Raw genomic sequence first — 24,738 nt, 5'->3', positions numbered from 1 at the left:
GATTTAGGTTATAAGAAACAAAAAAGCTGCATCCAATGTGAATGCAGCTTTAAATAATCTTCTTTCCTTATGATTTTACCATTGCAATAAAGTCATCAAATAAATATCTTGAATCGTGTGGACCAGGTGAAGATTCAGGGTGATATTGCACCGAGAATGCGTTCTTTCCTTTCACGCGGATACCTTCAATAGAATCATCATTTAAGTTGATGTGTGTGATTTCAACTTTATCAGAATTTTTAATGTCTTCTGCCACAACACCAAAACCATGGTTTTGAGAAGTGATCTCACATTTATTTGCGATTATATTTTTCACAGGGTGATTGATACCTCTGTGCCCATTATGCATTTTTTGAGTCCTAATATCATTTGCCAATGCTAAGATTTGGTGACCAAGACAAATCCCGAACATTGGTTTATCAGCAGCTAAGATTTCTTTTACAGTTTGGATAGCATAGTCCATTGCTGCTGGATCACCAGGACCATTGGAAATAAAGTAACCATCTGGGTTCCACTCTTCCATTTGAGCGAAAGTAGTTTTTGCCGGGAATACCTTAGCATAAACTTGACGAGAGTCAAAGTTTCTTAAGATATTCTTCTTGATACCAAGATCAAGCACTGCGATACGAGTTGGAGCACCTTCTTCACCGTAGAAATAAGGTTCAGTTGTAGATACTGCTGAAGAAAGCTCTAATCCTGCCATTGAAGGCACTTTCGCCAATTCAGCTTTAAGAGACTCAACATCTAAGTTTTCGGATGAGATAATAGCATTCATCGCTCCTTTGCTACGAATATGTCGAACCAATGAACGCGTATCGATATCTGATATACCTACTAAATTTTCTTCTTCGAAGTAATTTTGAATAGACTGGTCAGCCATCTTACGGCTATAATTAATGTTGTAGTTCTTACAAACTAACCCTGCAATCTGAATTTTTTTAGATTCTTCATCTTCTCCATCAATACCATAGTTACCAATATGTGCATTGGTTGTCACCATGATCTGTGCATAATAAGAAGGATCTGTAAAGATCTCTTGGTAGCCTGTAGTACCCGTATTGAAACAGATTTCGCCTGTTGTCGTACCGATCTTACCTGCTGCTTTACCATGGAAAACTGTCCCATCCTCAAGGACTAAAATTGCTGGCAATTTGCTGTAGTTGGTCATTCTTATCTTTAGTTAAAACGTATTCTCAAATTTAATGATTGATCTCCTTAACTCCCAAACATAAAAAAAGCCCAAACGGGCTAACATATCAATTAATAGATTGACTTGAAGTAGTTACTACTTTAATGGATGATATTGGGTAAAAGGTCTCTTTCATTTTATTGGGAGACAAAGGTACAAATTATTTTAATTCGCAAACAATAGTTTTTTAATTTATTATTCCCGAAATTAACAAAAAAAAGGCTGTCATATTTATTAATGACAGCCTTTATATATTTTCAATTCTAATCTTACTTTGTCAGTTTAAATATATCGTTTCCGAAAACAAATATCATCAGGGCGACGATTATAAAGAAACCCACAATTTGAGCTTTTTCTAAGAATTTGTCACTCAATGGTTTTCCTTGTATCATTTCTATCAACAAGAAAATCACATGCCCACCATCCAATGCTGGAATAGGAAGCATATTCATAAATGCTAATGCCATTGAAAGCATACCTACCAAGCTCCAAAATCTCAACCAGTCTACTTCAGTACCAAACATTGTCGCTATTCCTACTGGGCCAGACAATGCCTTATCTGCACGAACTTCACCTTTAAATATTTTACCAAAACCTTTGATGTTGTCGGTAATTACAGAAAATGCCTTTTTAGTACCTATAGGTAAAGCTTCAAAGAAACCATATTGATGCTGAACTAAAGGAAAATTATTGAATCCTAAGACAGAAGAAGTATCAGCAGCTGCCTTTAATGTTACAGGACTACCATTACGAATAACTTCCAAATTGATTTCTTTATTCTTATTGGCAGTTACCTGAGATTTGAATTCATCTAATTGCTGTACTTGAACACCATTGATAGAAACAATACTATCTCCTACTTGCAATCCCATTTTGTCTGCCCTACTATTTTTCTCCACTAGATTCACAGGTGTCATTTTGAACATAGGCTGAACCAATTCGTTCTTTTTATGTTCCGAAACATCGTTTAAAATGTCTTTTGGAAGCGTGATTTGCATTTGTTGTCCAGCACGTTCAACAGTTAGAACAGCTTCACCCATCAATACATCCGATGTCATAAGGTCCTGAAAGAAGAGATTAGCTTTTTTACCGTTGACTGCTAATATTTTATCACCATCTTTCAAACCGATCTTTTCTCCAATGATCCCTGGTTTTACACCATACAACTGATTATTATCGAAGTCAGTCGAACCATATTTAAAGGTTAGCATCCAAAACACGAGGATACCGACAATAACATTGACGATGATACCGCCCAACATGACGATCAGTCTTTGCCAAGCTGGTTTTGAACGGAATTCCCAAGGTTGAGGTTCACCTTTCATCTGTTCAGTATCCATCGATTCATCGATCATACCTGCGATCTTAACATAACCGCCCAGAGGTAACCAACCTACACCGTACTCACAACCTTTATAATTGAATTTAAATAATTTCACACCCCATGCATCAAAGAAAAGATAGAACTTTTCTACCTTGATGCCGAATGCTCGAGCTGCCAAAAAGTGCCCAAGCTCATGCAAGATGATTAATAAAGACAAGCCTAAAAGGACCTGCCCAACCATGATTACAATTCCCATCTATTATATTTTTGTTATTAATTTACTTTTTATTATTACGATCTATTAAACTTCGTGCCACAGTCCTACTTTCAAGGTCGTACTGCAGATAATCCTCTAAACTTAACGTTTTTTGGGATTTCACCTGACACAATGTCTCTTCAATGATATCGCTCATTTCCAAAAACCCTACCTGATCATTTAGGAATGCTTCCACAACAATTTCATTGGCACCGTTTAAAACACATGGTGCATTACCTCCCGCTTCCAATGCTTGGTAAGCCAGCTTAAGATTTTTGAACACTTCCATATCAGGCTGTTCAAAAGTTAAGGTTGGATAATCCAAGAAATTAAAACGTGGAAAATCATTTTTGAATCGTTTTGGGTAGGTTAAGGCATATTGAATCGGGAGCTTCATGTCTGGAAGCCCCATTTGAGCTTTTAAAGAACCATCTTCAAATTGGACCAATGAATGGACGATGGATTGACGATGGATAATGACATCTACTTGGTCAGCCTCCAATCCAAACAGCCATTTTGCTTCAATGACTTCCAAACCTTTGTTCATTAATGATGCCGAGTCGATGGTAATTTTAGCTCCCATGCTCCAATTTGGATGCTTTAATGCTTCCACTTTGGTCACTGAAACCAAATCATTCCTGGACAACCCTCTAAAAGGGCCGCCCGATGCAGTAAGGATAATCTTCTCAATTGGATTTTCTTCTTCTCCTGCCAAGCATTGAAAAATTGCTGAATGCTCTGAATCAACTGGCAATAACTTGACGTTATTCTTTTCTATCAGATTGGTGATTAATTCACCAGCCACAACTAAAGTTTCTTTATTTGCAAGGGCAATATCTTTTCCGGCTTCAATGGCAGCAACAGTTGGTTTCAATCCAACCGCACCAACAACTGCAGTAAGAACAATATCAATATCATCTCTTTGAACAACATCAATCAATGCTTCTTCTCCAAAATACACCTCTATACCTTTACCTTCTAAAGCATCCTTAACTTTTTCATAAGCGCTTTTATCGCTCACAACAATTGCCGAAGGTTTGAATTTGAGTGCTTGTTGGATTAACAGGTCAGCATTTTTGCCAGCAGTTAATACGGTAATAGAAAAGTGATCGGGATAAAGTTCTACTACTTCCAAAGTCTGTGTCCCAACACTACCTGTAGAACCTAATATGGCTAATTTTCTTTTACTCAAAACTTATTAGTGTTAAATGATATTGTCGATTACCGATGGATCGGATCCTCCTTTATATGCTTTCATCATATCAATATACACAATTGACATGACTACACCGACAACCGGTATAATTACAAAAGCATTGATTAGGCTCAAAATCCATGATACTAAGGAGTATCCTAAATATTCTGCAGCAATCTGCAATAGGTGGGTAGATGCGACAATAGCAATAATTATTAATAGTGTCAATACGTTACCTTTGGTCATTGCCAAGCTAAACCTGTATGATTTAAACGTATTAAATCCGTTTTCTAAAATAAAAAATGGGAAGAATGTGATTCTGATCAGGATGAACATCATAACCAATCCCGTTAGCAACGGATGCACTTCAGTTTGAACAGTCTGCATATTGACCCCTAAGAACAATAATGGGAACAATAATACATACATAATCAAATAAACCACAAAAGCTATCAGACTATAAAACAATAGCCCTACTATATAATAGCAGAATTGCGAAACGGTAGGTAGATAATCCTTAAAGACATGGCTTTTTTCATCTTTTGCCAAGAATATTGTGCGCTTCAACAATACTAATTGTAAGCCAAAATAAAGACCAACAAAGACCAGCAGCAGCAGTACTTTGATAAAGTAATTAGAAGAATCTAAGTACAAGGCAAGGAATGAAGACAGATTTGAAGTCACAAAAAGCAAAAAGCACAATCCGGCAATAGAAATATAATTCCTCATGAGGATATCTACTGCTCTTAACACAACGTCGTTGGCTTTAAATGTAATGTCTTTGAGAAAATCTAGCATGTCTTAAATAATATTGCAAATATGATAATTTTTTTGTTGGAAGCAATTATTTGGAGGCTCAAACGTATAAAAAAAGGCTAAGAATATACTTTCTTAGCCTTTTTTAACATTTCTTATCTTAAATTCTCGGGCACTGGTTTTTCCAATAGATATTGGTAATAAAATCTAGTGCGTTCCTTGAAATCGTAAGCGCTTTTTGACCGGTTGAAACCATGTCTGCTTCCAGGATAAATCATCAGTTCAAAAGGCACTGCTCTATCGGTTAAAGCGTCTACCAATTGAGTTGTATTTTGCAAATGAACATTGTCATCCAAGTCACCGTGCATGATGCGCAATCTACCTTTATATTGATCAACATACGGTAATATAGAACCATTTTTATAACCTTCAGGGTTTGCTTGTGGGGTATCCATCCAACGCTCGGTATAGTGGGTATCATATAATTCCCAACTAGTAACTGGAGCCCCAGCGATACCGAAGTCGAAGTAATCTGCACCTTTTGTCAATGCCAGACACGTCATATAGCCACCATAGCTATGTCCTGTGATCAATAGTTTATCTTTGGCAACCCAAGGTTTAGCTTTCAGCCATTTTGCTACTGTTATATAGTCCACAAGTTCCCAGTTGCCTAGGTTTCTGTGCATCCAAGCAACTCCTTGTTTTCCAAAATGACCAGAAGATCTATGGTCAGCCTCAATTTGGATAACCCCCTCTTGAGACCAATATTCTCCATTAGTTCCTTTCCAGGTATTGCGAACAGTACCCGCATCAGGCCCACCATAAATACTCATGATAACTGGATATTCTTTGGTCTCATCGAAATCAGTTGGATATGTAATGATAACAGGCAAATTAAATTTTCCATCTTCAGATGGAATAGTGATATATTCACGTTTTGCAACTTTATAGTTATCAAAGTCATCTGCTTTACTGTCCGCTAATTCTTTCACAACTTTTCCTTTATTATCTACTAAAGCCACTTTATTAGGTGTAGTAATATTGGAGTAGTTGGTAATGAAATATTTCCCATCAGGGGAAACCAATACATTGTGGGTATAGTCACCAAAAGTTAATCTTTTCAGGTCCTTTCCATTAAACCCAACTCTATAAAGATCCCTTGTCGCTGAATTCTCTTTTCTTGCGGTGAAATATAGAACTTTGCCTTTTTCATCGATATTCTCGATCGATGTTACTTGCCAATCTCCTGAAGTAATAGGATTCACTAATTTTCCGTCAAGAGTATACAGGTAGTAATGCGCCCACCCTGTCTTGTCAGATTTCAGAATATAATGTTTGTTATCTGCCAAATAAGTAATTCGCTCATCATGGTCTAGATTGATCCATGTAGGTTGTTCTTCATTGTAGATTTCAGATTTCTGTCCATTTGAAGGATTTACAGCATAAAATTTCAGGTTTGTTTGGTCCCTGTTCATCCATTGAACCATGATGGATTTACTATCAAAGCTCCAATATGGCTGTCCAAAATATTGATCATCTTTCTCGTTAAAATCTGCCCATACAATTGGAGATCCTTCAGCTTTTACAAAACCGACTTTAACTTCTGGATTAGGGTCACCAGCTTTTGGATATCTTGTTTCCTCCAGATAGCCATGTTGTCCTTTTGAAACATAGATGGGGAACATAGGCACCTTGGTGTCATCGAAGCGCATGAAAGCGATTTCTTTGCTGTCCGGAGACCACCAAAAAGCTCTGTAGTTAGTGGGTCTTCCTAAAATTTCTTCATAATATACCCAAGATGACCAACCGTTGTAGATTACGTCGGTTCCGTCATTCGTATACCTAATTTCTTTACCGGATTCAATCTCCAATCCATATAGGTCACTTTTTCTGGTAAAAGCAACATATTTACCATCTGGGGATAAGGTTGGATTTTGTTCTTCAATTTCCGGTGATTGGGTTAACTGTTTTGCGGGTCCGTCTGGATATTGGATGAACACATCTTTATCCTTAACAAATACTTTAGTAGAGGTATTTACTGGATAAGAGTAACTTTCTTTTTTTCCAGTTTTGACATTGACTTTAAAAAGTTGGTTGTTCGATCTTTCTATATAATGGTTGGCATCTGCCCAGCCTTCAAATTTGCTGATTGTTTTGGTTAATGATGGGGTCCTTCCCCAAGCCTGCTCAAAGGATAATTTTTTAGTTTGCGCACTTGCAACGTCTGTAGATACAATTAACAGAGCAAGACAAGCTACAGAAAACAGTCTATTCATTTGATTACGTTTATAAAGTAATTTGTTTTTTATGCACCGAAAATAGCAAATTCTAGATGATCTCCTAAAAAATGCCTGTAACATATTTAAAGAAAAAGCCACTAAGGTCATTAGTGGCTCATAATAATGTATTCAAAACTAAATTAAAAAGAGTAATTGTCTTTTTGTACTAGTTCGCCGTTGTTCTCAAAACCATTTTCGTCTTGATTTGGCTCATATCTTTTCTCAACAACTTCTTGATTTGCCTTGATATACTCGACAACATCTTGAAGTCCTTCAGCAAACTTTTCGAAATCTTCTTTATAAAGGAAAATCTTGTGCTTAATGAACTGTCCATCTTCAAAGCGTTTCTTACTTTCCGTGATTGTCACATAATAATCGTTTGAGCGAGTGGCTTTCACATCAAAAAAATAAGTACGTTTTCCCGCTCTCACCTTTTTTGAAAATACCTCTTCACGCTCTTTATTGTCAAAATCTCCCATTAGATTAATATAAAATTTAAGTTTAACCCTCTATTTTCAGTCATAAATATATAATAATTAAATTCAATCATCCAAATTTTATTTAAAAATTATTATTATAATAATTAAAATATTGCACCAGATTAGATAACATTATCAAAGTTCTTAGGTTTTTCACCGATTAATTTCAGACTTTCACCGAAAAAATAGCCCAAGAGACCTATTAGCTCTGTTGCTATGCTTATATTCGCTATACTTTTGAGTAAACTAATTCAAAAGGAAACAACGACATGGACAATCAAACAACAAAAACAGATTACGGAAAACCTCCTAAAAACAACAAGTCATCCAACTTAGTCGGATTTATAATTATCTTCTTAGGAGTAGCTATCCTCTTTAAGAACCTTAATATGGGAAATATTGTCCCTAATTGGATGTTCGGATGGGAAACTATATTAATCATTATTGGTTTGGTCATCGGTATCAACTCAAAATTTGAAAAGAAATCTTCAATCGTATTGATCATTATTGGTTCAGTATTTTTATTGAAGAACGAGTTGGATATCCACTTAGGTAGATTTCTTATCCCGGCTGCTGCCATTGCTTTAGGGTTCTACTTGATCAATCGTAACAAGAGCACCCCTACTTTACCTCCTACTACTCCTCCAAAAGATGAGTATGACTGGGACAAGCGTGTAACAGAAGATTATCAAAATAATAATGGCGGTCAAAGTCCAACTGGTACTCAAAACCCTAATGATTCCTATGCACAAACTGATAGCGTGCATAGGAATTATGGAAAAAACTTTATGCCAGATTTCGAAAACTACCTTAAAGTAGACAACTATTTTAGCGATACTAAAAAAGTAATCTTGACAAAGAATTTCTTAGGTGGAAATATAACTTCAGTTTTCGGGAGCACCCAGTTGAACTTCCTGCAAGCAGATTTAAAACAACCCGTTGTAATTGATACATTTCAATTATTTGGAAGCACCAAAATCATCGTCCCTACCAACTGGAAAGTATATTCCAATATTTCTTCGATTTTTGGAGAAGTAGATGATAGAAGACCAATGATAGAGGTTGTAACGGATGAGAACAAAAAAATTTACATCACTGGAACTTCATTATTTGGTGGATTAACAATTAAGAATAGTTAGTTTTAGGTATGCAAAAACCCTTAAGTGAACAATCAAAACGCTATGTAATCCATGCCTCCTCTTGGATTATTTGTGTTTTATATTTCTTAATTGTTTATGGTTTATTATTGTGGTCCAATATTGCGAAGGTAACTGCAGCGTATGATGCAATTATTGGCGCTTTGACCATGACCGGTATATCCTATTTAATTTACAGTACCCTACAGTTTTATCTGCCAAACAACAAAAACTATTGGAAACTTTTTTCAATGGCGGCGATTTTCTCCGCCATCAGTGTTTTGATTGTCCGCATATTGATCATCCAACTTTCTCCAGACGACAATCTTGTTTACCTGGATTTCAGCCTCCCTTTTCGATTCGTCATCAATTTCCTTATTATAACCTGTGTCATGACCATCAATATCTTTTGGAACATACAGGAAGAATTAGTTTTTAATAAAAGACGAAAAGATGAGAGCGAAAAAATGGTTCGTGACGCAGAGCTGTATAACTTGAGACAGCAACTTCAGCCTCACTTTCTGTTCAACAGCTTAAATTCCATCATCGCTTTGATTGGCAGCAAACCTACGGAAGCAAGGAACATGACCTTCCAATTGTCAGACTTCCTCAGAGGAACCATGCGTAAAGATGAAAAGCAATTTACAACAGTAGAAGAGGAAATAAATCATTTAAGCTTATATTTAGACATCGAAAAAGTAAGATTTGGGCATCGCTTGAGCACTGAATTTGAATATGAAGAGGACGTACTTAGCGGCAAGATACCCGTTATGATCTTACAACCACTTGTTGAAAATGCAATTAAGTTTGGGCTTTATAATGTCACCGATCAAGTAACTATAAAAACTAAGATTCTATTGGAGAACAATTTGCTCAGTATAGAGATCAGCAATCCTTTTGAACAGGATCAGCCCGAACAGAAAAAAGGAACTGGCTTCGGCCTAACCAGTATTCAGCGGAGATTATATCTCCTGTTTGGCAGAACAGACCTCTTGCAGACTTCAGTAGATGGCAATACATTTATATCCACATTAAGAATACCACAGTTATGATAAAGACTATCCTTATAGATGATGAACCGTTAGCACGCAGTATGGTGCTTGAATACTTGAATGAACATCCTGATTTTCAGATTGTCGCTGAATGTAACGATGGATTTGAAGGCGTAAAGGCTATCCAACAGCACCAACCGGATTTGGTATTTTTGGACATACAGATGCCTAAGTTAACTGGTTTTGAAATGTTGGAGCTATTGGATTCGCAGCCTCATATCATCTTTACGACAGCATTTGACGAATATGCATTAAAAGCTTTCGAAAAGAATGCTATCGATTACTTATTGAAACCAATTCGTCCGGACAGGTTTCAAAAAGCCATTGAAAAGTTCAAAGCTACCTTTGGTACCCAACAAGCACCAAAGATAGACTCAGCAAAGTTGCAAGAATCTATGGACGAGGAAACTTCTTTGGAACGTGTGGTTGTTAAAACTGGTAATCAAATAAAAATCATCCCCGTTCAACAAATCTTGTTCTTGGAAGCGTATGACGATTATGTAAAAATTCATACCCCTGACGGCATGTTTCTGAAGAATAAGACCATGAGCTCCTTTGAAAAGCAATTGGACGGCAAACAATATGTCAGGGTACATCGCTCATTTATTGTCAAGGTTGATCAACTACAAAAGATAGAACCCATGGAAAAAGACAGCTATATAGCTACTCTTTTGTCCGGTGAAAAAGTAAATATCAGCAAATCAGGTTATGCTAGACTAAAGCAAGTTATAGGTTTATAATTTGTTTTGTATTTTTGGGCATGAGAATTAAAGCATTCAACCTACTCATTATCCTTGTCTTATCTTGTTTTAGCATTGCTAATGCCCAGACAATTGATGAAGACAACAATAGAGCGGTATTTAATAGAATTGAGTTTTTCTTCAATTCCAAGCAAGCCGATTCAATTTATAATCTCGCTTCTGATGCGTTCAAAGAACAGATCAGCCGTGAAAAGATGAACAATACCATTGAGCAGTTATTTGAACTAGGCAAGATTGAAAATGCTACGAAAACAGCCTTCGGAAAGGGAGTCGCTACTTATAAAGTAGAACTAGAATCAGCTACCTTAAGCATACTGCTTGGTATTGATTCAACCATGCATTATTCAACTTTCTTGATTAAACCTTATGAGGCTGAGGAGAAACCTCAAAAAGAAGAGATTATCAGCAATGTTGAAGCAAAGAGTCCCTTGGATCTGTTTGTAGATTCAGTGGCCAGAAGCTACGCAAAAAATGGGAATGCACATTCATTGGCAGTAGCTGTCATTCATCAAAATAAGATCAACACCTTTTTTTATGGCGAAACAGCGCCAGGCAACAATTCACTTCCTGATGCAAATACCGTCTATGAAATAGGTTCTGTCACAAAAACTTTTACCGCAACTCTCCTTGCAGATCTAGTTAATAAAGGTGTTATAGGACTAGATGACAGCATTTCGAAATTCCTTCCTGATACAGTGGCACAAAATCCGGATATCCAAAAGATAACTTTCAAAATGTTAGCGAATCATACCTCGGGCTTACCAAGGTTGGCTAGTAACTGGAATAAAGTACCGAAATTCAATGAAAAAGATCCATATGCAGCTTATGACAAAAAAGCATTATTTGCTTTCTTAAAAGATTTTAAAGCTGAAAAAGAACCAGGCACAGAATACGAATACAGCAACCTGGGTTTTGGTTTATTAGGTGAGCTTCTGTCTACGATCACCAAAAAGCCTTACATGACTTTGGTGAAAGAAACAATACTAACTCCATTAGAGATGACCAATACTGGAGATAAATTAAATCCTAAGAACAAAAACTTTGCTGCACCATTTTCGGAAAATGGAGAGCAAGTTCCATTTTGGAACTTTCAAGCCATTGCAGGTGCTGGCGCATTAAAATCCACGTTGAATGATCTTTTACGCTATACGATTGCACAATTAACCTTCCCTGAGAACGATGTGCAACGTGCAATGAATCTTACAAAACAATTCACATTCCTTGTACCACCTAACAGTGACATTGGTTTAGCATGGCATATGAACATGTTGGATGGTGTGATCTATTATCATCATACCGGAGCAACCGAAGGTTCTAATGCATTCGTAGGGTTTGTTCCTGACGAAAAATCGGTAGTTATCATGCTTTCTAATTCTAGCAATCAATTAGGGAAAATTGGAACGCAGTTGCTTGAAAAAGTTTTGACCACAAAATAAATTGAAAAGGGGAGATTCCCATGCTGGTTATCTCCCCTGTTTCACTGTTTAGTTCTTCTCTTTTCATGGACAAGAACCAATCGCTTTCCTTCGCATCGCTATCTTTCTCAGTGTATCATGACTGTAGGCTTACGCCATCCATTCAGATATGATGATCAAATCAACTTTCCGGAAAGGAATATACGGGTTTATTGTATGTGTGCAATTTTTGTTATACTTCTGCAATCAAATCAACCTCCAATTTATAACCATGACGTAATTCTGGTACCGGCACTACAGTTCTTGCCGGTTTATGTTTACCTATGTAATCGGCAAACAAAGCATTGAACTGTGGCCAGAAGCTGGCGTCACTTATATAAGCTGTCACTTTAACTATTTTCTGCAAACTACTTGAAGAAGCAACCAGAATGTTTTCAATATTCTGGAACACTACATTAAACTGCCCTTCAAAATCGTCATCTTCATGATGCGTTCCATCAGAAGAAATTGGCAACTGCCCAGATATAAACAAGAAATGATTCGATACTATTGCCGTACTATAATGTCCATTTGGCTTCGGGAGTCTATTCCCTTGTAGTATTTTCATGTTAAACAATTAAATTCAATCACTTCTTACAAATTAAACTCTTGCTGTATCCTTATAATAGAAGGATATTAGCACTTTCAGTTCTTTTGCAATTCCTTAGGCAAAAATCCGATCATCTGCCTAAAGTATCGAGTGAAATGACTTTGATCTGAAAATCCGCATAAGAATGCGACTTCCGTCAAAGAGTGTGTGTTCAACTGGATTAACTCCATTGCCCGAATCATCCGTATCTTTCTCTGATACAATAAAACCGTACTACCCGCATATTTCTCAAAATATTTGGATATTGTAACCTTATGGACTGAACATAGCCTTGCTAATTCGTCCAACGTGATGTGCTTGTTCCAGTTAGCTTGAATATAATCCTTCGCTATAGTTACCCAAGCAGGAAAATGAGTTAACATAACCTCCTTTTGTGGACCATTGTTAAGAGACATAATCAATGATTCTACTGCTGAAAAAGCTTCCTCATCACGATAATTTAACTCCTTATAAATGTTAATCATAAATAAATGTAATTCATCAACCAAATTGTAAATTAATTGGCCCTTACAATTTTCTAATATTGCTTATTGGCTGACATTCACAAAGACTATCATTTCGTGAAAATGTTTAATATAGGTTGAAAATAATTTTTAATAGCTAGCTCTTTAAGTTCTTCATAGGCCTTGTCAATTCTGACTATGACCCAACAACTTAACGTCTTTCTGAAACAGTTATTTCCCTAACCATTCCCGAAAACTAATTTGCTTCTAAAAACATTTCTGTAGAGCTATAATTTTTCCCATAAATTAAGCTCAAACATTAAACATCATTCATTAAACGGCTTTGTAGTCCTAGATTCCATATATCTTACTACCAATCAAGCACAGTTTTTTCTTTAAAAAACTGTTCGATACCGTAAATATAGGAAAACAATTAAATAAATAATATCACTTTGTTTTATTAGGATAATTTTAGAAATAAAAAGGAAAATCCTCTAATATTCCATATCTGCGCTATTATTGCTGTTTTTTAAGGAAAGGAAGCAAGGAATTAACTTTATTTTCGCCATCAAATTGTTTGAGAATTTGTAGCGATTTAGCCTCATAAATATAGGTCGATGGAAAATTTTTGGGATGGAAATTCAGAATGAATTCGCCTTCCGGATCATATAGGAATCTCACGCGTGAATCACTCTTCAAACCCTTTGCAAACATATTGATATAACCATCCACCAATGCCTTTTCCTGCATCGAGATGAAGTAGAAATCTACATCTGGTCTTATTACATCCAGGGACTGAGCAATCCCCTGCCCTAATTCTTGGCAGTGCCCACAACCGGGATCAAACAAAACGAAGACTTGAGTATGTTCTTTATTGATGGAATCTGAGGTAACCTTCATCCCTGAATTCATATCGGTAAACTTTGAAAACGAGGGCATGATTTCAGGAACCTGAGCATTTAAAACACCAACAATTGTGAAAATTAAAATTATAGTTGAGATAAAATTTTTCATAATGCAATATAATTGACTCAAATGAGCTTAAATCTAACAAAAAATGCCTCAAAGTACTCTTATTCTGGCCATTTATTGCAAAAAAACAGCTATATTTGCAGGACAAGAAGGTTTAATATTTCAATTTATAACACACTGTGAAAAAGCGTATTGCTATTTTTGCTTCTGGTTCTGGATCGAATGCCCAAAAAATCATGGAGCATTTTAAATATTCTGACAGTGCCGAAGTTGCCTTAGTTTTAAGTAATAACCCGGATGCATATGTCTTGCAACGTGCTGACAATTTTGAAATCCCAACCCATGTCTTTGACAAACACGACTTCTATCAAACTGATGAAATTGTAAACTTATTAAAGCGTTTGGAGATCGATCTTGTTGTCCTAGCAGGATTTCTATGGTTGGTACCAGAAAGTCTTTTGAAAGCTTTCCCTAATAAAATCATTAATATTCACCCGGCCTTATTGCCTAAGTTTGGCGGAAAAGGAATGTATGGCGACCGAGTGCACAAAGCTGTACTTGAAGCCGGAGAAGAAGAACATGGAATTACCATACACTTCGTGAACGAAAATTTTGACGAAGGCGAAATCATCCACCAAGCACGCTTTCGCGTAGAACCAGGAGACACCCTCGAAATCATAAAATTCAACGGCCAACAGCTAGAACATACCCACTATCCAAAAATTATTGAAAATCTGTTGAGGAAGTATAATTGAGACAATAGACAAAAGACAATAGACACAAGACATAAGACATAAGACATAAGAAATAGATGGTCTGCTATTTAATGTTTTATTGATCAGGTGGTAATCTTCAGAAATAAATAGATTGCTATTTAATGGTTTATTTATGAGGTGATTGAATTCAGAAATAAATAGTTTTTTATTTAATAGTTTATTGATCAGGTCCTAGACATTAGAAATAAATAGTTTGCCTTTTAATGGTTTATAGTCCAGGTCCTAGACATTAGAAATAAATAGTTTGCCTTTTAATGGTTTATAGTTCAAGTCCTAGACATTAGAAATAAATAGTTTGCCTTTTAATGGTATATAGTCCAGATCCTAGACATTAGGAATAAATAGTTTGCCTTTTAATGGTTTATAGTTCAGGTCCTAGACATTAGAAATAGTTTGCTATCTCCTGGATTTATTTGCAATTCTACCATTTCTAATGTCTAATGTCTTATGTCTTATGTCTATACCTATATCCCTCATCTACTCTAAAACAACTCCCCTGCAAATTCCACTAGATAATCTCTCCAATTGGACCAGGTATGGCCTCCTTCGGATTCTTTGTAGGTATATTTCATGCCGATATCATCTAATTTTTTCCTGAAATCAGCTCCTGTTTTGTAGAGAAAATCTGTTTTACCCATTCCTATCCAATAGAGCTGGTATCCGTTTTCTTTTTGTTTTAGGAGATTTTGCTCAAAATTGTCATAAACATCGCGCTTTACTTTGTCATTGATCCTGTAAGCTGCAGAGAATAAACCTATGTAATCAAAAGTGTTGGGGTAATAGCTAGAAATAAACAAGGAATGTGAACCACCCATGGACAATCCTGCAATTGCTCGGTTTTTCTTATCCTTTTTCACTCTGTAATTTTTTTCTACAAACTTGATAATTTCACCAAAGTTGGACTCCATGTCACCGGATCCTACGTCTGGTGTTACAAATTCGATTGGATACTCCCCTTTTTCTGAGCTTCCTGGGGTTGCAGAATTGCTCGTATGTCCATTGGGCATCACCACAATCATCGGTTTAGCTTTTCCTGCAGCAATTAAATTGTCCATGATTTGAGCTACCCGCCCTAAGGTCGGCCATGCATCCTCGTCCCCTCCCATGCCATGCAATAAATATAGAACTGGATATTTTTCCTTTTTCTCTTCATAACCTGGAGGGGTATAAACCGTCAGTCTTCGTTCAGCTTTGTTAATCGCTGAAGGATACCACTGCTTTATCATGCTACCATGAGGGACAGACTTAGTTTTATAGTACTCTGCGTTTTCACCATTAGTGATAAAATAATTAAACACATTGCTGACATCCCGGATTTGATAAACATTCAAAGGATCATTGATCCTCACACCATCTATAATAAAATTATAAAGGTAAAGGTCAGAACCAAGGCTGTCTTGTTTCACGGACCATACACCATTGTTGTCTTTGACCATGTTCACCTGAGGTGCCGAAGCTGATGTTTGTTGCATCCAATTTCCGGTCAATGCAACTTTACTTGCATCTGGAGCAATGAGCCTAAATGTAGTGGCGTTATTTGGCTCTACTTCTGGCGACAGCACCTTTGGAAGTTGTTTGCCAATATTTTCTTGAGCATAAGCTTGAATGGAACTAATGCTAAAAGATAAGCACAAGAAATATAGAATTGATTTTTTCATCTTTAGTATTGTTTTTCGAATTGGTACTCCAATATACTAATAAATCGAATTCCATTTTAGTTTGGGTACGCAATAATGTGATAATTTTCAGTAAAAACTTATTTTTAATTTTTATCTTTGCGGCTCCAAACAAAACACAATGAATCATCCTGTTAAGATTAAAAATGCATTGGTTTCAGTTTATTACAAAGATAACCTTGCACCACTAATTCAACTACTAAACAAATACGGAGTTACATTTTATTCCACTGGTGGTACTGAGTCATTTATCCGCGACTTAGATATTCCTGTTGAGCGCGTTGAAGATTTAACTGGCTACCCATCCATTCTAGGTGGCCGCGTAAAAACATTGCATCCCAATGTTTTTGGTGGGATTTTGTCTCGTCGCCCATTAGCTGAAGACAAAAAACAAATTGAGGAATATAATATCCCTGAGATCGATTTAGTAATCGTAGATCTATATCCATTTGAAGAAACTGTTGCTTCAGGTGCTTCAGAACAAGATATAATCGAAAAAATCGATATTGGAGGAATCTCATTAATACGTGCTGCAGCAAAGAATTTCAATGATGTAGTAATCATTTCTTCGAAAAATGACTACAAAGAATTGGAAGAGATACTAGCAGCTCAGGAAGGATCAACGTCATTAGAACAACGTAAGTCCTTCGCCAAACGCGCGTTCAATACATCATCTCACTACGACACAGCAATCTTCAATTATTTCAATCAAGAAGAGCCATTAGATGTTTTCAAACAATCTCAACAGCAAGCTCAAGTGTTGCGTTATGGAGAGAACCCTCATCAAAAAGGTGTTTTTTACGGAGACTTAGAAGGCATGTTCGACAAATTAAATGGAAAAGAACTTTCCTACAACAATTTGGTTGATGTGGATGCTGCTGTTGCGATCATTGATGAGTTTGAAGAGCCTACATTCGCAATTTTAAAACATACAAATGCATGTGGAGTAGCGTCTCGTCCTACCATCAAAGCTGCTTGGGAAGCTGCATTAGCTTGCGATCCTGTATCTGCTTTTGGTGGTGTTTTGATTACCAATGGTGAAGTAGACAAAGAAACTGCTGAAGAAATCAACAACTTATTCTTTGAAGTTTTAATCGCTCCTTCATATACTGAAGAAGCATTGCAAATTCTGACTGCTAAGAAAAACCGTATTATCCTACGTCGCAAAGAGGTTCAATTACCTACTCAACAGTTCAAAACCTTGTTAAATGGTGTTATCCTTCAAGACAAAGACAATACTGTTGAAGGCCCAGAACTTATGTCTGCAGTAACTGAGGTAAAACCTACTGAAGAACAATTAAAAGATTTATATTTTGCAAACAAAATTGTAAAACACACGAAATCAAACACCATTGTTTTTGCTAAGGATGGTACTTTAATCGCTTCAGGTGTAGGTCAAACTTCTCGTGTTGACGCATTAAAACAGGCTATTGAAAAAGCGCAGTCGTTTGGATTTGAAATCAATGGTAGTGTAATGGCTTCAGATGCATTCTTCCCTTTCCCTGATTGTGTTGAGATCGCCGGAAATGCTGGTGTAAAAGCTGTTTTACAACCGGGTGGTTCTATTAAAGATCAATTGTCAATTGATATGGCTAATGAAAAAGGGGTTGCAATGGTAACAACTGGAGTTCGCCACTTCAAACACTAAAAAAATATTATACAATTTAAAGCTCTCAGTGTTACTGGGAGCTTTTTTTATGCTTCAATTTTTCCTTGGAATCGTTTTTGCAAGTAAACAGCATATATTAAGCATAATCACATGAGAAATCTAACTATAATGACCCTGGGCTTGTTGATTTGCATTACATCATGTCAGGGAAACAGGAACCAAGAAACAAATACAGATTTAATAGATTCTATTTCTGCTTTGGACAGCACTTCGGTAGACTCCACACTTGATGAACATGCTGCTGACCCTACTTTGCTGATCCGTGAAAATTTTAACAGAATAAATGAAATAAAGAATTGGGATCGTATAGATTCAGCAGAAATTCACGAATCCACTGAAGGAGGGATCGCAAAATATTATACCAAAAACAGTATTTTGGAATTGATTAAAGTCAGGAGTTTTGGAGAAGGGGGATTTTCATATCAAGATTTTTATTTGAAAGATGGCAAGCTTTCATTCATATTTGAAGAGGTTTACAATTACAACACCCATATCATCGATCCAAAATTCGATATCTCGAAGACCAAGAAAGTTGATGAGGTAAGGTATTATTTTCATGGAGATAGTTTATTCAATCTTATAGCTACTGATAAGGAAAACGAGAAATACTTAAAGGAGAATAAGATAGAAACCGAAAAGAACATGACAAAACTGTTTGGAACCTTAATGCAGATTCAAGCTAACGATTATAATCCTGCTGGCATTTCAGAATAATAAGGCTCGAAAAACTTTCGCTATAATCAAGAGGTTTGCTTATTTTTGCAGCAAGATGTCAGATTTAAAATATAACCAACGAGGTGTATCCGCAGGGAAAGAGGATGTACACAACGCAATCAAAAACATTGATAAGGGTTTGTTCCCTAAAGCATTCTGTAAGATCGTTCCTGATATATTGGCGGGTGATGAGCAATATTGCAACATCATGCATGCTGATGGTGCTGGAACAAAATCCTCTTTAGCATATGTTTATTGGAAAGAAACCGGTGACGCTTCAGTATGGCGAGGTATTGCACAAGATGCGATTATCATGAATCTTGACGATTTATTGTGCGTTGGGGCCATCGATAATATTATCCTTTCTTCAACTATCGGAAGAAATAAAAACCTTATTCCGGGAGAAGTTATCGCTGAAATCATTAATGGCACTGAAGAAATTTTAGCTGACCTACGCGAGATGGGAATCGGCATCTATTCAACTGGAGGAGAAACTGCAGATGTAGGCGACTTAGTTCGTACAATTATCGTTGACAGTACTGTTACCTGTAGGATGAAACGTGAAGATGTTATTTCCAATCACAAAATCAAAGGTGGCAATGTAATAGTAGGACTTGCCTCTTATGGTAAAGCTACCTATGAGAAAGAATACAACGGCGGAATGGGATCTAATGGATTAACTTCAGCAAGACACGATGTGTTTAGCAAATATATTGCTGAAAAATATCCTGAAAGTTTTGATCCGGCAGTACCTTACGATTTGGTATTTGCTGGAGGAAAAGCTTTAACAGACACCATCTTGACCGAAACTGGTGAAGAGGTAACTGCTGGAAAATTATTACTTTCCCCTACTCGTACGTATGCTCCTGTCATCAAACAAATCTTAGATAAATATCGTAATCAAATTGATGGCATGGTTCACTGCTCTGGCGGTGCTCAAACAAAGGTCTTGCATTTTGTAGACAACGTACATGTCATTAAAGACAATCTATTCCCAATTCCTCCTTTATTCGAACTGATTCAGAAAGAATCAAACACGGACTGGCAAGAAATGTATAAAGTATTCAATATGGGTCACCGTATGGAATTATATGTTCCTGAGGAGATTGCTGCTGATATTATCCAGATTTCAGAATCATTCGGTATACCAGCACAAGTTATAGGTCGAGTTGAGTCCTTTGACAAAAAACAAGTGACCATTCGTTCACCATATGGAGAATTTGTATACGAATAAATTTGGCAGTGAGAGGTAAAAAAACCATAGGTAGAACAGAGATCATTGACCTTCCGGAACTAGGTCTTTACAATATCCATGCTAAGATCGATACTGGAGCAGAGACATCTGTTTTACATTGTGAAGACATGGAGGTTGTTAAAAAGGCTGGACACTTATATATTACCGCATTTATCCGCCCAAATGAAGACAGTGAAAAGACTTTAAAACTGACTTTCCCGGTTCATCGGGAACGCACTGTTAAAAGTTCTTTTGGACAATCCGAGATACGCTATATCTTTTTGACCAAGATTCGTATGTTTAACGAGCTATATGATATCAAATTGTCCTTTAGAAACCGCTCTGCCATGTCCTACCCGATGTTATTGGGGCGAAATTTTATCACAGGGAAATTCTTGGTAGATGTGGCGAAAAAAAATTTAGCAACGAATATCATATAAAACACATACATTCGTTATCTGTTTAACAAAAAAACAATTGTGAAAATAGCCGTATTATCGACGAACAAGTCATTATATTCTACCCGTAGATTGGTAGAAGCTGCCGTTAACAGAGGTCATGAATGCGAAGTCATTGACCATGGTAAGTGTTATGTAGGCATACAACAAGGAAAACCTTCCATCCATTATAAAGGTCAAGATATTGCAGAAGTTGATGCCATAATCCCTAGGATAGGCTCATCCGTAACATTTTATGGTTCTGCGATTGTCCGCCAGTTTGAGGTTATGGGCGTTATTTCAGCTAATCCATCCCAAGCAATCACACGCTCTAGGGATAAACTGAGATGTATGCAGATTCTTTCGGGTGCAGGCCTTGGATTACCTATTACGGGATTTGCCAGAACCGCATCCAATGTGGATGATTTGATCTCTATGGTAGGGGGTGCTCCTCTAGTCATCAAATTATTGGAAGGGACCCAAGGTATCGGTGTCGTATTGGCTGAAACTAAAAAAGCTGCCTCCTCTGTAATCGAAGCATTTTATGGTTTAGGAAACAATATCCTGATCCAAGAATATATCAAAGAAGCCAAAGGAACTGATATTCGCGCATTTGTAGTGGATGGAAAAGTTGTGGGCGCAATGAAAAGGACAGCAAAAGAAGGAGAATTTAGATCTAATCTTCACCGTGGTGGAACAGCTGAAGTGGTAAAATTAACCAGAAATGAAAAAGAAACTGCCATCGCTGCCGCTAGGGCAATGGGATTAACAGTAGCAGGAGTAGATATGCTCCCTTCTGCTAGAGGACCATTGATCTTAGAAGTAAATTCTTCCCCAGGCCTTGAAGGAATAGAACAAGCAACTGGAAAAGATATCGCAGGAGAAATAATCAAATACTTGGAAAGACAATATGAAGCCAAACAATTGGCCAAACCTGTCACTACAAGAAGAAAAATCAAGAAGGAAAGCAATTTGTAAGACCCAGATATGAGATGTGGGATTTGAGATTTGAGATATCAACCGGAAAGCAGAGGTGGGATAGCAAGTGGAAAGAAGATCTGAGATAAAAAACTATAAGTGGCCGGAGGAGACTCCGGCCACTGCTTTGATTAGCTGGTCGGCTTTAAATCAATTAATATTTTGGGTCATTATTAGGCGCTAGGTTCCCTTCTATTTCGTCACTTTCATTAGGATACGTTTCTGCTTTATAAGGCACCGTAAAAGTTCTTTTAACTCGTTTTGAGAAAATCATATAGAAACACCATAAAATCATAAACAGCATTTCCCAAATAGATCTGCCTAATTCATTTCCTAATGTAAATTCAGAAGGATTCAATAGGTAAATAAAAATAAACATCACTATATACATAATAAATAACCCTATTCTCAAGAAAACAAAAGTCTGAGGGAAAATATCCCTTCTCTTAAATAATAATATTGCTGTATAAATAGTAAATACTAATCCAATTGCATTAAATACCAGAATAATTGCGAGAAAAATATAGTATAGCGGCCCATTGTCAATATTATATGCTTTTGCCAACTCCCATTGATTTGCATTAAGAGGAGAATCTGCTGAAAAAGACATCAATATGGTCTGAGCAATTGAAATAACCGATCCAATGAGCACCAATATCAGCCATCCTCCTATGGATGTCTCCTCATATGCATGTTCCAGATTGATAAATCCCGTTGGTTTGGATCTATTGTATTTCGCCCAAATAAACCAAACCGTAAGACCAGCGACAAACAGAAAAACTAGGGTAACCCAAATGTTAAATTTAAAGTTAGATATATCCCCTAAATTAATCTTGCCATCATCAGATGCAAATAGGATATACGTGACATTGTTTTCAATTTTCTTGAAGTCCTCTAAATACTTACTTGATTTTTCCATGGGGATGAAAGAATCATTTGTTATAAAAACATTTTTTATGAGGACGGTGTCCTTATTTGTTTTGATGGACCTTGAAAAAAAATAAGCATCTTCTTCAACAAAATCATCAAAATTAAGTGATCCGACAGGAATATTGTCTTTATTGACAATTTTTATGACATGCTCTATATCTATAGGAAATGATAATGCTATTGGCAACATTCTATCTTCCGAAACCTTCGGTAACCTTTCATAAATAGGTTTAGAAAATGCAGGTGCATATTTTTGCTTTTGTCCATCTTCTTTGAACAAATATGACTCTAACAAATATTCCTCAGCAATGGTTAATACATTCTTCTCAAGATTATCTTCAACAACGATTGGTTTAAGTCTTTTTGCCTTTTCATATATTCCTTTGTAATAATCTTCAAAATCATTCTGAATTTGATTTCTTGCATTTTCTTTTAGGTAACTACGCATTTTGTCAGCTTCATTATACCGGTAAGTAGTAAAAACCTTTAAATTCGCTTTATCACCTCCCAAAAGTTGGAATACATCTTCAAACCTTACCAAAAAACCATCTTTAGTAGATTTTTCCAATTCATCCAAATGGGTTCCTGAATTAATAGATAATACTTGCCCATAAGGAGGAAAGTACCTTTCCATTACTGGTCCGCCTTGGTTCGATATGGTAGGATCGACCGCTTTCATCTGTGAGTTTATAAATACAGACAACACCATATGGTTAAATGCGGCAGGACTTGGTTGCACTTTATCCAATTCTTTATCTTGATAGGTATTAGCAAGTACCAATGAAGACTCAATCCCTTTGTCTGCCAGCATAGATGCCAACAATAAGGACTTATCCTTACAATCTCCATATCTTTGTTTAAATACAATTTCCGGGTTATGGGCTCGATGCGAATGTTCGCCCATTTCTACACCCATGTATCGAACGGAATTCTGAACAAAATCTAAACTTTTCTCAAAGAACAGTTCCTGATCTTCATTTGACTCTGCCCATAATTTCTGAACAAATGAATGTAGTTCTGTGCCAGGCTTGAGTTTATGGATTGGATTTACTCTTTTTGCCCATTCTGCAACTTGTCTCCATGTTGAAAATTCAGAAACCTCCACTCTGGGGTTCTGATTGAACCAATAAGGCACATAATCAACATAACCATCAGTTAATTGTGACGGCCGCTCCCAATAATAGTAGTTCAATCCATTTTTATTGATTTTCTTTTCTGAAATAGCACCATTTTGTTTTCGAATATTCAAAATTCGGCCTTCTGGAACTACATAGACAATATGAACAAGACCTGAAGGCTCTCCACCTTCTAAATAACAAGATTCAAAATATTTGCCTTCAAATACAGGATTAAAACCTACCAATGAATAGGAAAACCTAATTTTATCCCCCTTTCGAATATCATCAAGTATGGTAAATGCCGAATAAGAGCCATTATATATAAATCTTTTTAGATCATTTTCAGTAGCTATTACTTTGAATTTGGAAAGATCCAAGCGGTTTTGAATTTTCCCCTCTCGTTCTATCTCCACCCTGTGAATGAATACTTTTTGATAGCTTGGATCAAATTCAACCTCTAAATGGCCTGCATTTTCTGCTCCAGCTTCATCACTAACAACGGTAGTGGTATTATGATAGTGCGTTTGTTCTCCCAGATGAACCTGTTCTTCCAATAATTCATAATAATAACCCAAACTAATGTCATCCAGATTTATTTGCTGAGGCTTAACCGATATGGGTTTCAACCATTTAGGCACGTCAGACTTGGATATTTTTGGGACAGGCTGTGCCATCATAGCCGATATACCTATAAATACCAGCAAGGCAGTTAATAATATTGGTTTTCTCATCTGTTAATAATCGATTAACGAAGATAATCAATAAAACAAATGATTTAATTGAAGTCAAAAAATAAAATAAAAGAAGGTGTCTAAAAAGGCACCTTCTTCTGTTTTATAGCTTTCTGGAGCTCCATTATAATTTCATGAGCAATATTAGGCTGCAAGTCGATGTTTTGTACTTTTCAGCATGTTGATGGCTTGATTTATCGCAAACAGGGAGTTTTTGCCACCTGGTTTACCGATAAAAGCTTTGTCTTTCCACTTTTTTGCCCATTTTCTAGGTTATGGGCAATGGCCATCAAACCGAATTCCACAGCGACCTTCTCCAGACCTTTCATTGTGAACCGGGTAAACCTGTTGTTGCTTTTCATCTGACCGAAAACGGCTTCCACTTCTATGGGTCGCTTGCTCCGATGGTACATTCCCTCTTCCGACAGCAGTCTTTCCCGGGCTTTAGCCTTGAGCTTATTGAGCCTGTGGTTCACTTCAATGAGCCGATCGCCTGTAGCTTTATGGCACCCACTCCGCATCGGGCAGCCTTCGCATCGCCGAGCCTGGTAACAGCTGACCCGGGCAGT

21 protein-coding genes and 1 pseudogene are annotated in these 24,738 nt (G+C 36.7%); 10 read left to right on the top strand and 12 right to left on the bottom strand.

Annotated features, from left to right (window positions below):
• Nucleotides 1-67: 67 nt before the first annotated feature.
• From carA to CRT24_RS05155, 6 genes are all read right to left on the bottom strand, one after another.
• Nucleotides 68-1,168, bottom strand: a complete 1,101-nt coding sequence (gene carA / locus CRT24_RS05180; protein WP_099370187.1) for a glutamine-hydrolyzing carbamoyl-phosphate synthase small subunit — start codon at nucleotides 1,166-1,168, stop codon at nucleotides 68-70.
• A 290-nt stretch (nucleotides 1,169-1,458) separates the two neighbouring features.
• Nucleotides 1,459-2,769: an RIP metalloprotease RseP gene (rseP, locus tag CRT24_RS05175; RefSeq protein WP_099370186.1), complete on the bottom strand. Its 1,311-nt coding sequence runs from the start codon at nucleotides 2,767-2,769 to the stop codon at nucleotides 1,459-1,461.
• Between the two features lie 22 nt (nucleotides 2,770-2,791).
• The gene (locus tag CRT24_RS05170) at nucleotides 2,792-3,961 is read right to left on the bottom strand and encodes a 1-deoxy-D-xylulose-5-phosphate reductoisomerase (protein WP_099370185.1); all 1,170 of its coding nucleotides are present in this window, start codon (nucleotides 3,959-3,961) and stop codon (nucleotides 2,792-2,794) included.
• Nucleotides 3,962-3,973: 12 nt separating this feature from the next.
• Nucleotides 3,974-4,762, bottom strand: coding sequence for a hypothetical protein (locus tag CRT24_RS05165; RefSeq protein WP_099370184.1), 789 nt, complete (start codon nucleotides 4,760-4,762; stop codon nucleotides 3,974-3,976).
• A gap of 113 nt (nucleotides 4,763-4,875) precedes the next feature.
• Nucleotides 4,876-6,996, bottom strand: a complete 2,121-nt coding sequence (locus CRT24_RS05160; RefSeq protein ID WP_099370183.1) for a S9 family peptidase — start codon at nucleotides 6,994-6,996, stop codon at nucleotides 4,876-4,878.
• 143 nt (nucleotides 6,997-7,139) lie between these two features.
• Nucleotides 7,140-7,478 (bottom strand): DUF3276 family protein, encoded by a 339-nt coding sequence (locus tag CRT24_RS05155; RefSeq protein WP_093098970.1) that lies wholly within the window; start codon nucleotides 7,476-7,478, stop codon nucleotides 7,140-7,142.
• A 269-nt stretch (nucleotides 7,479-7,747) separates the two neighbouring features.
• Between CRT24_RS05155 and CRT24_RS05150 the strand changes: the two genes are divergently transcribed.
• From CRT24_RS05150 to CRT24_RS05135, 4 genes are read left to right on the top strand one after another with little or no spacing between them, the layout of a single operon-like run.
• Entirely contained in the window at nucleotides 7,748-8,617 is an 870-nt protein-coding gene (locus CRT24_RS05150; RefSeq protein ID WP_099370182.1) for a LiaF domain-containing protein, read from the top strand.
• Nucleotides 8,618-8,625: 8 nt separating this feature from the next.
• On the top strand, nucleotides 8,626-9,666 hold the full coding sequence (locus CRT24_RS05145) for a sensor histidine kinase (RefSeq protein ID WP_099370181.1): 1,041 nt from the start codon (nucleotides 8,626-8,628) through the stop codon (nucleotides 9,664-9,666).
• Nucleotides 9,663-10,406 (top strand): LytTR family DNA-binding domain-containing protein, encoded by a 744-nt coding sequence (locus CRT24_RS05140; protein WP_099370180.1) that lies wholly within the window; start codon nucleotides 9,663-9,665, stop codon nucleotides 10,404-10,406. Before CRT24_RS05145 ends, CRT24_RS05140 begins: the two co-directional genes overlap by 4 nt.
• A 20-nt stretch (nucleotides 10,407-10,426) precedes the next feature.
• Entirely contained in the window at nucleotides 10,427-11,863 is a 1,437-nt protein-coding gene (locus tag CRT24_RS05135) for a serine hydrolase (protein ID WP_099370179.1), read from the top strand.
• Between the two features lie 211 nt (nucleotides 11,864-12,074).
• On the opposite strand, the gene CRT24_RS05130 is transcribed toward CRT24_RS05135, so the two are convergent.
• From CRT24_RS05130 to CRT24_RS05120, 3 genes are all read right to left on the bottom strand, one after another.
• The gene (locus CRT24_RS05130; protein ID WP_099370178.1) at nucleotides 12,075-12,449 is read right to left on the bottom strand and encodes a RidA family protein; all 375 of its coding nucleotides are present in this window, start codon (nucleotides 12,447-12,449) and stop codon (nucleotides 12,075-12,077) included.
• A 77-nt stretch (nucleotides 12,450-12,526) separates the two neighbouring features.
• The gene (locus tag CRT24_RS05125) at nucleotides 12,527-12,955 is read right to left on the bottom strand and encodes a helix-turn-helix transcriptional regulator (RefSeq protein ID WP_099370177.1); all 429 of its coding nucleotides are present in this window, start codon (nucleotides 12,953-12,955) and stop codon (nucleotides 12,527-12,529) included.
• A gap of 495 nt (nucleotides 12,956-13,450) precedes the next feature.
• On the bottom strand, nucleotides 13,451-13,948 hold the full coding sequence (locus tag CRT24_RS05120; protein WP_099370176.1) for a hypothetical protein: 498 nt from the start codon (nucleotides 13,946-13,948) through the stop codon (nucleotides 13,451-13,453).
• A gap of 137 nt (nucleotides 13,949-14,085) precedes the next feature.
• Between CRT24_RS05120 and purN the strand changes: the two genes are divergently transcribed.
• Entirely contained in the window at nucleotides 14,086-14,661 is a 576-nt protein-coding gene (purN, locus tag CRT24_RS05115; protein ID WP_099370175.1) for a phosphoribosylglycinamide formyltransferase, read from the top strand.
• A gap of 503 nt (nucleotides 14,662-15,164) precedes the next feature.
• On the opposite strand, the gene CRT24_RS05110 is transcribed toward purN, so the two are convergent.
• Nucleotides 15,165-16,340 carry an esterase gene (locus tag CRT24_RS05110; protein ID WP_099370174.1) on the bottom strand — a complete coding sequence of 392 codons (1,176 nt, stop codon included), beginning with the start codon at nucleotides 16,338-16,340 and terminating at the stop codon, nucleotides 15,165-15,167.
• Nucleotides 16,341-16,479: 139 nt separating this feature from the next.
• On the opposite strand from CRT24_RS05110, the gene purH reads away from it, so the two are divergent.
• The 5 genes from purH to rimK all read left to right on the top strand — a co-directional run bounded on the left by purH (nucleotide 16,480) and on the right by rimK (nucleotide 21,390).
• Complete coding sequence (gene purH, locus CRT24_RS05100; protein ID WP_099370172.1) at nucleotides 16,480-18,006, top strand: bifunctional phosphoribosylaminoimidazolecarboxamide formyltransferase/IMP cyclohydrolase; 1,527 nt, start codon at nucleotides 16,480-16,482, stop codon at nucleotides 18,004-18,006.
• 111 nt (nucleotides 18,007-18,117) lie between these two features.
• Nucleotides 18,118-18,741 carry a hypothetical protein gene (locus CRT24_RS05095; RefSeq protein ID WP_099370171.1) on the top strand — a complete coding sequence of 208 codons (624 nt, stop codon included), beginning with the start codon at nucleotides 18,118-18,120 and terminating at the stop codon, nucleotides 18,739-18,741.
• Nucleotides 18,742-18,796: 55 nt separating this feature from the next.
• Nucleotides 18,797-19,975: an AIR synthase related protein gene (locus CRT24_RS05090; protein ID WP_099370170.1), complete on the top strand. Its 1,179-nt coding sequence runs from the start codon at nucleotides 18,797-18,799 to the stop codon at nucleotides 19,973-19,975.
• An 8-nt stretch (nucleotides 19,976-19,983) separates the two neighbouring features.
• Nucleotides 19,984-20,415 carry a RimK/LysX family protein gene (locus tag CRT24_RS05085; protein ID WP_099370243.1) on the top strand — a complete coding sequence of 144 codons (432 nt, stop codon included), beginning with the start codon at nucleotides 19,984-19,986 and terminating at the stop codon, nucleotides 20,413-20,415.
• Between the two features lie 39 nt (nucleotides 20,416-20,454).
• A complete protein-coding gene (gene rimK / locus CRT24_RS05080; protein WP_099370169.1) occupies nucleotides 20,455-21,390 on the top strand; it encodes a 30S ribosomal protein S6--L-glutamate ligase in 936 nt (311 codons plus the stop codon).
• 154 nt (nucleotides 21,391-21,544) lie between these two features.
• Here rimK and CRT24_RS05075 read toward each other — a convergent pair whose 3' ends face one another.
• The gene (locus tag CRT24_RS05075) at nucleotides 21,545-24,169 is read right to left on the bottom strand and encodes a DUF3857 domain-containing protein (protein ID WP_099370168.1); all 2,625 of its coding nucleotides are present in this window, start codon (nucleotides 24,167-24,169) and stop codon (nucleotides 21,545-21,547) included.
• Nucleotides 24,170-24,435: 266 nt separating this feature from the next.
• Nucleotides 24,436-24,738: pseudogene (locus tag CRT24_RS05070) on the bottom strand (transposase); the annotation flags it as partial.

Origin of the sequence: Sphingobacterium sp. 1.A.5 (genome assembly GCF_002734235.1) — a bacterium.
GTDB classification, from domain to species: Bacteria; Bacteroidota; Bacteroidia; order Sphingobacteriales; family Sphingobacteriaceae; genus Sphingobacterium; species Sphingobacterium daejeonense.
This window is presented reverse-complemented; position numbering and strand designations above follow the sequence as displayed.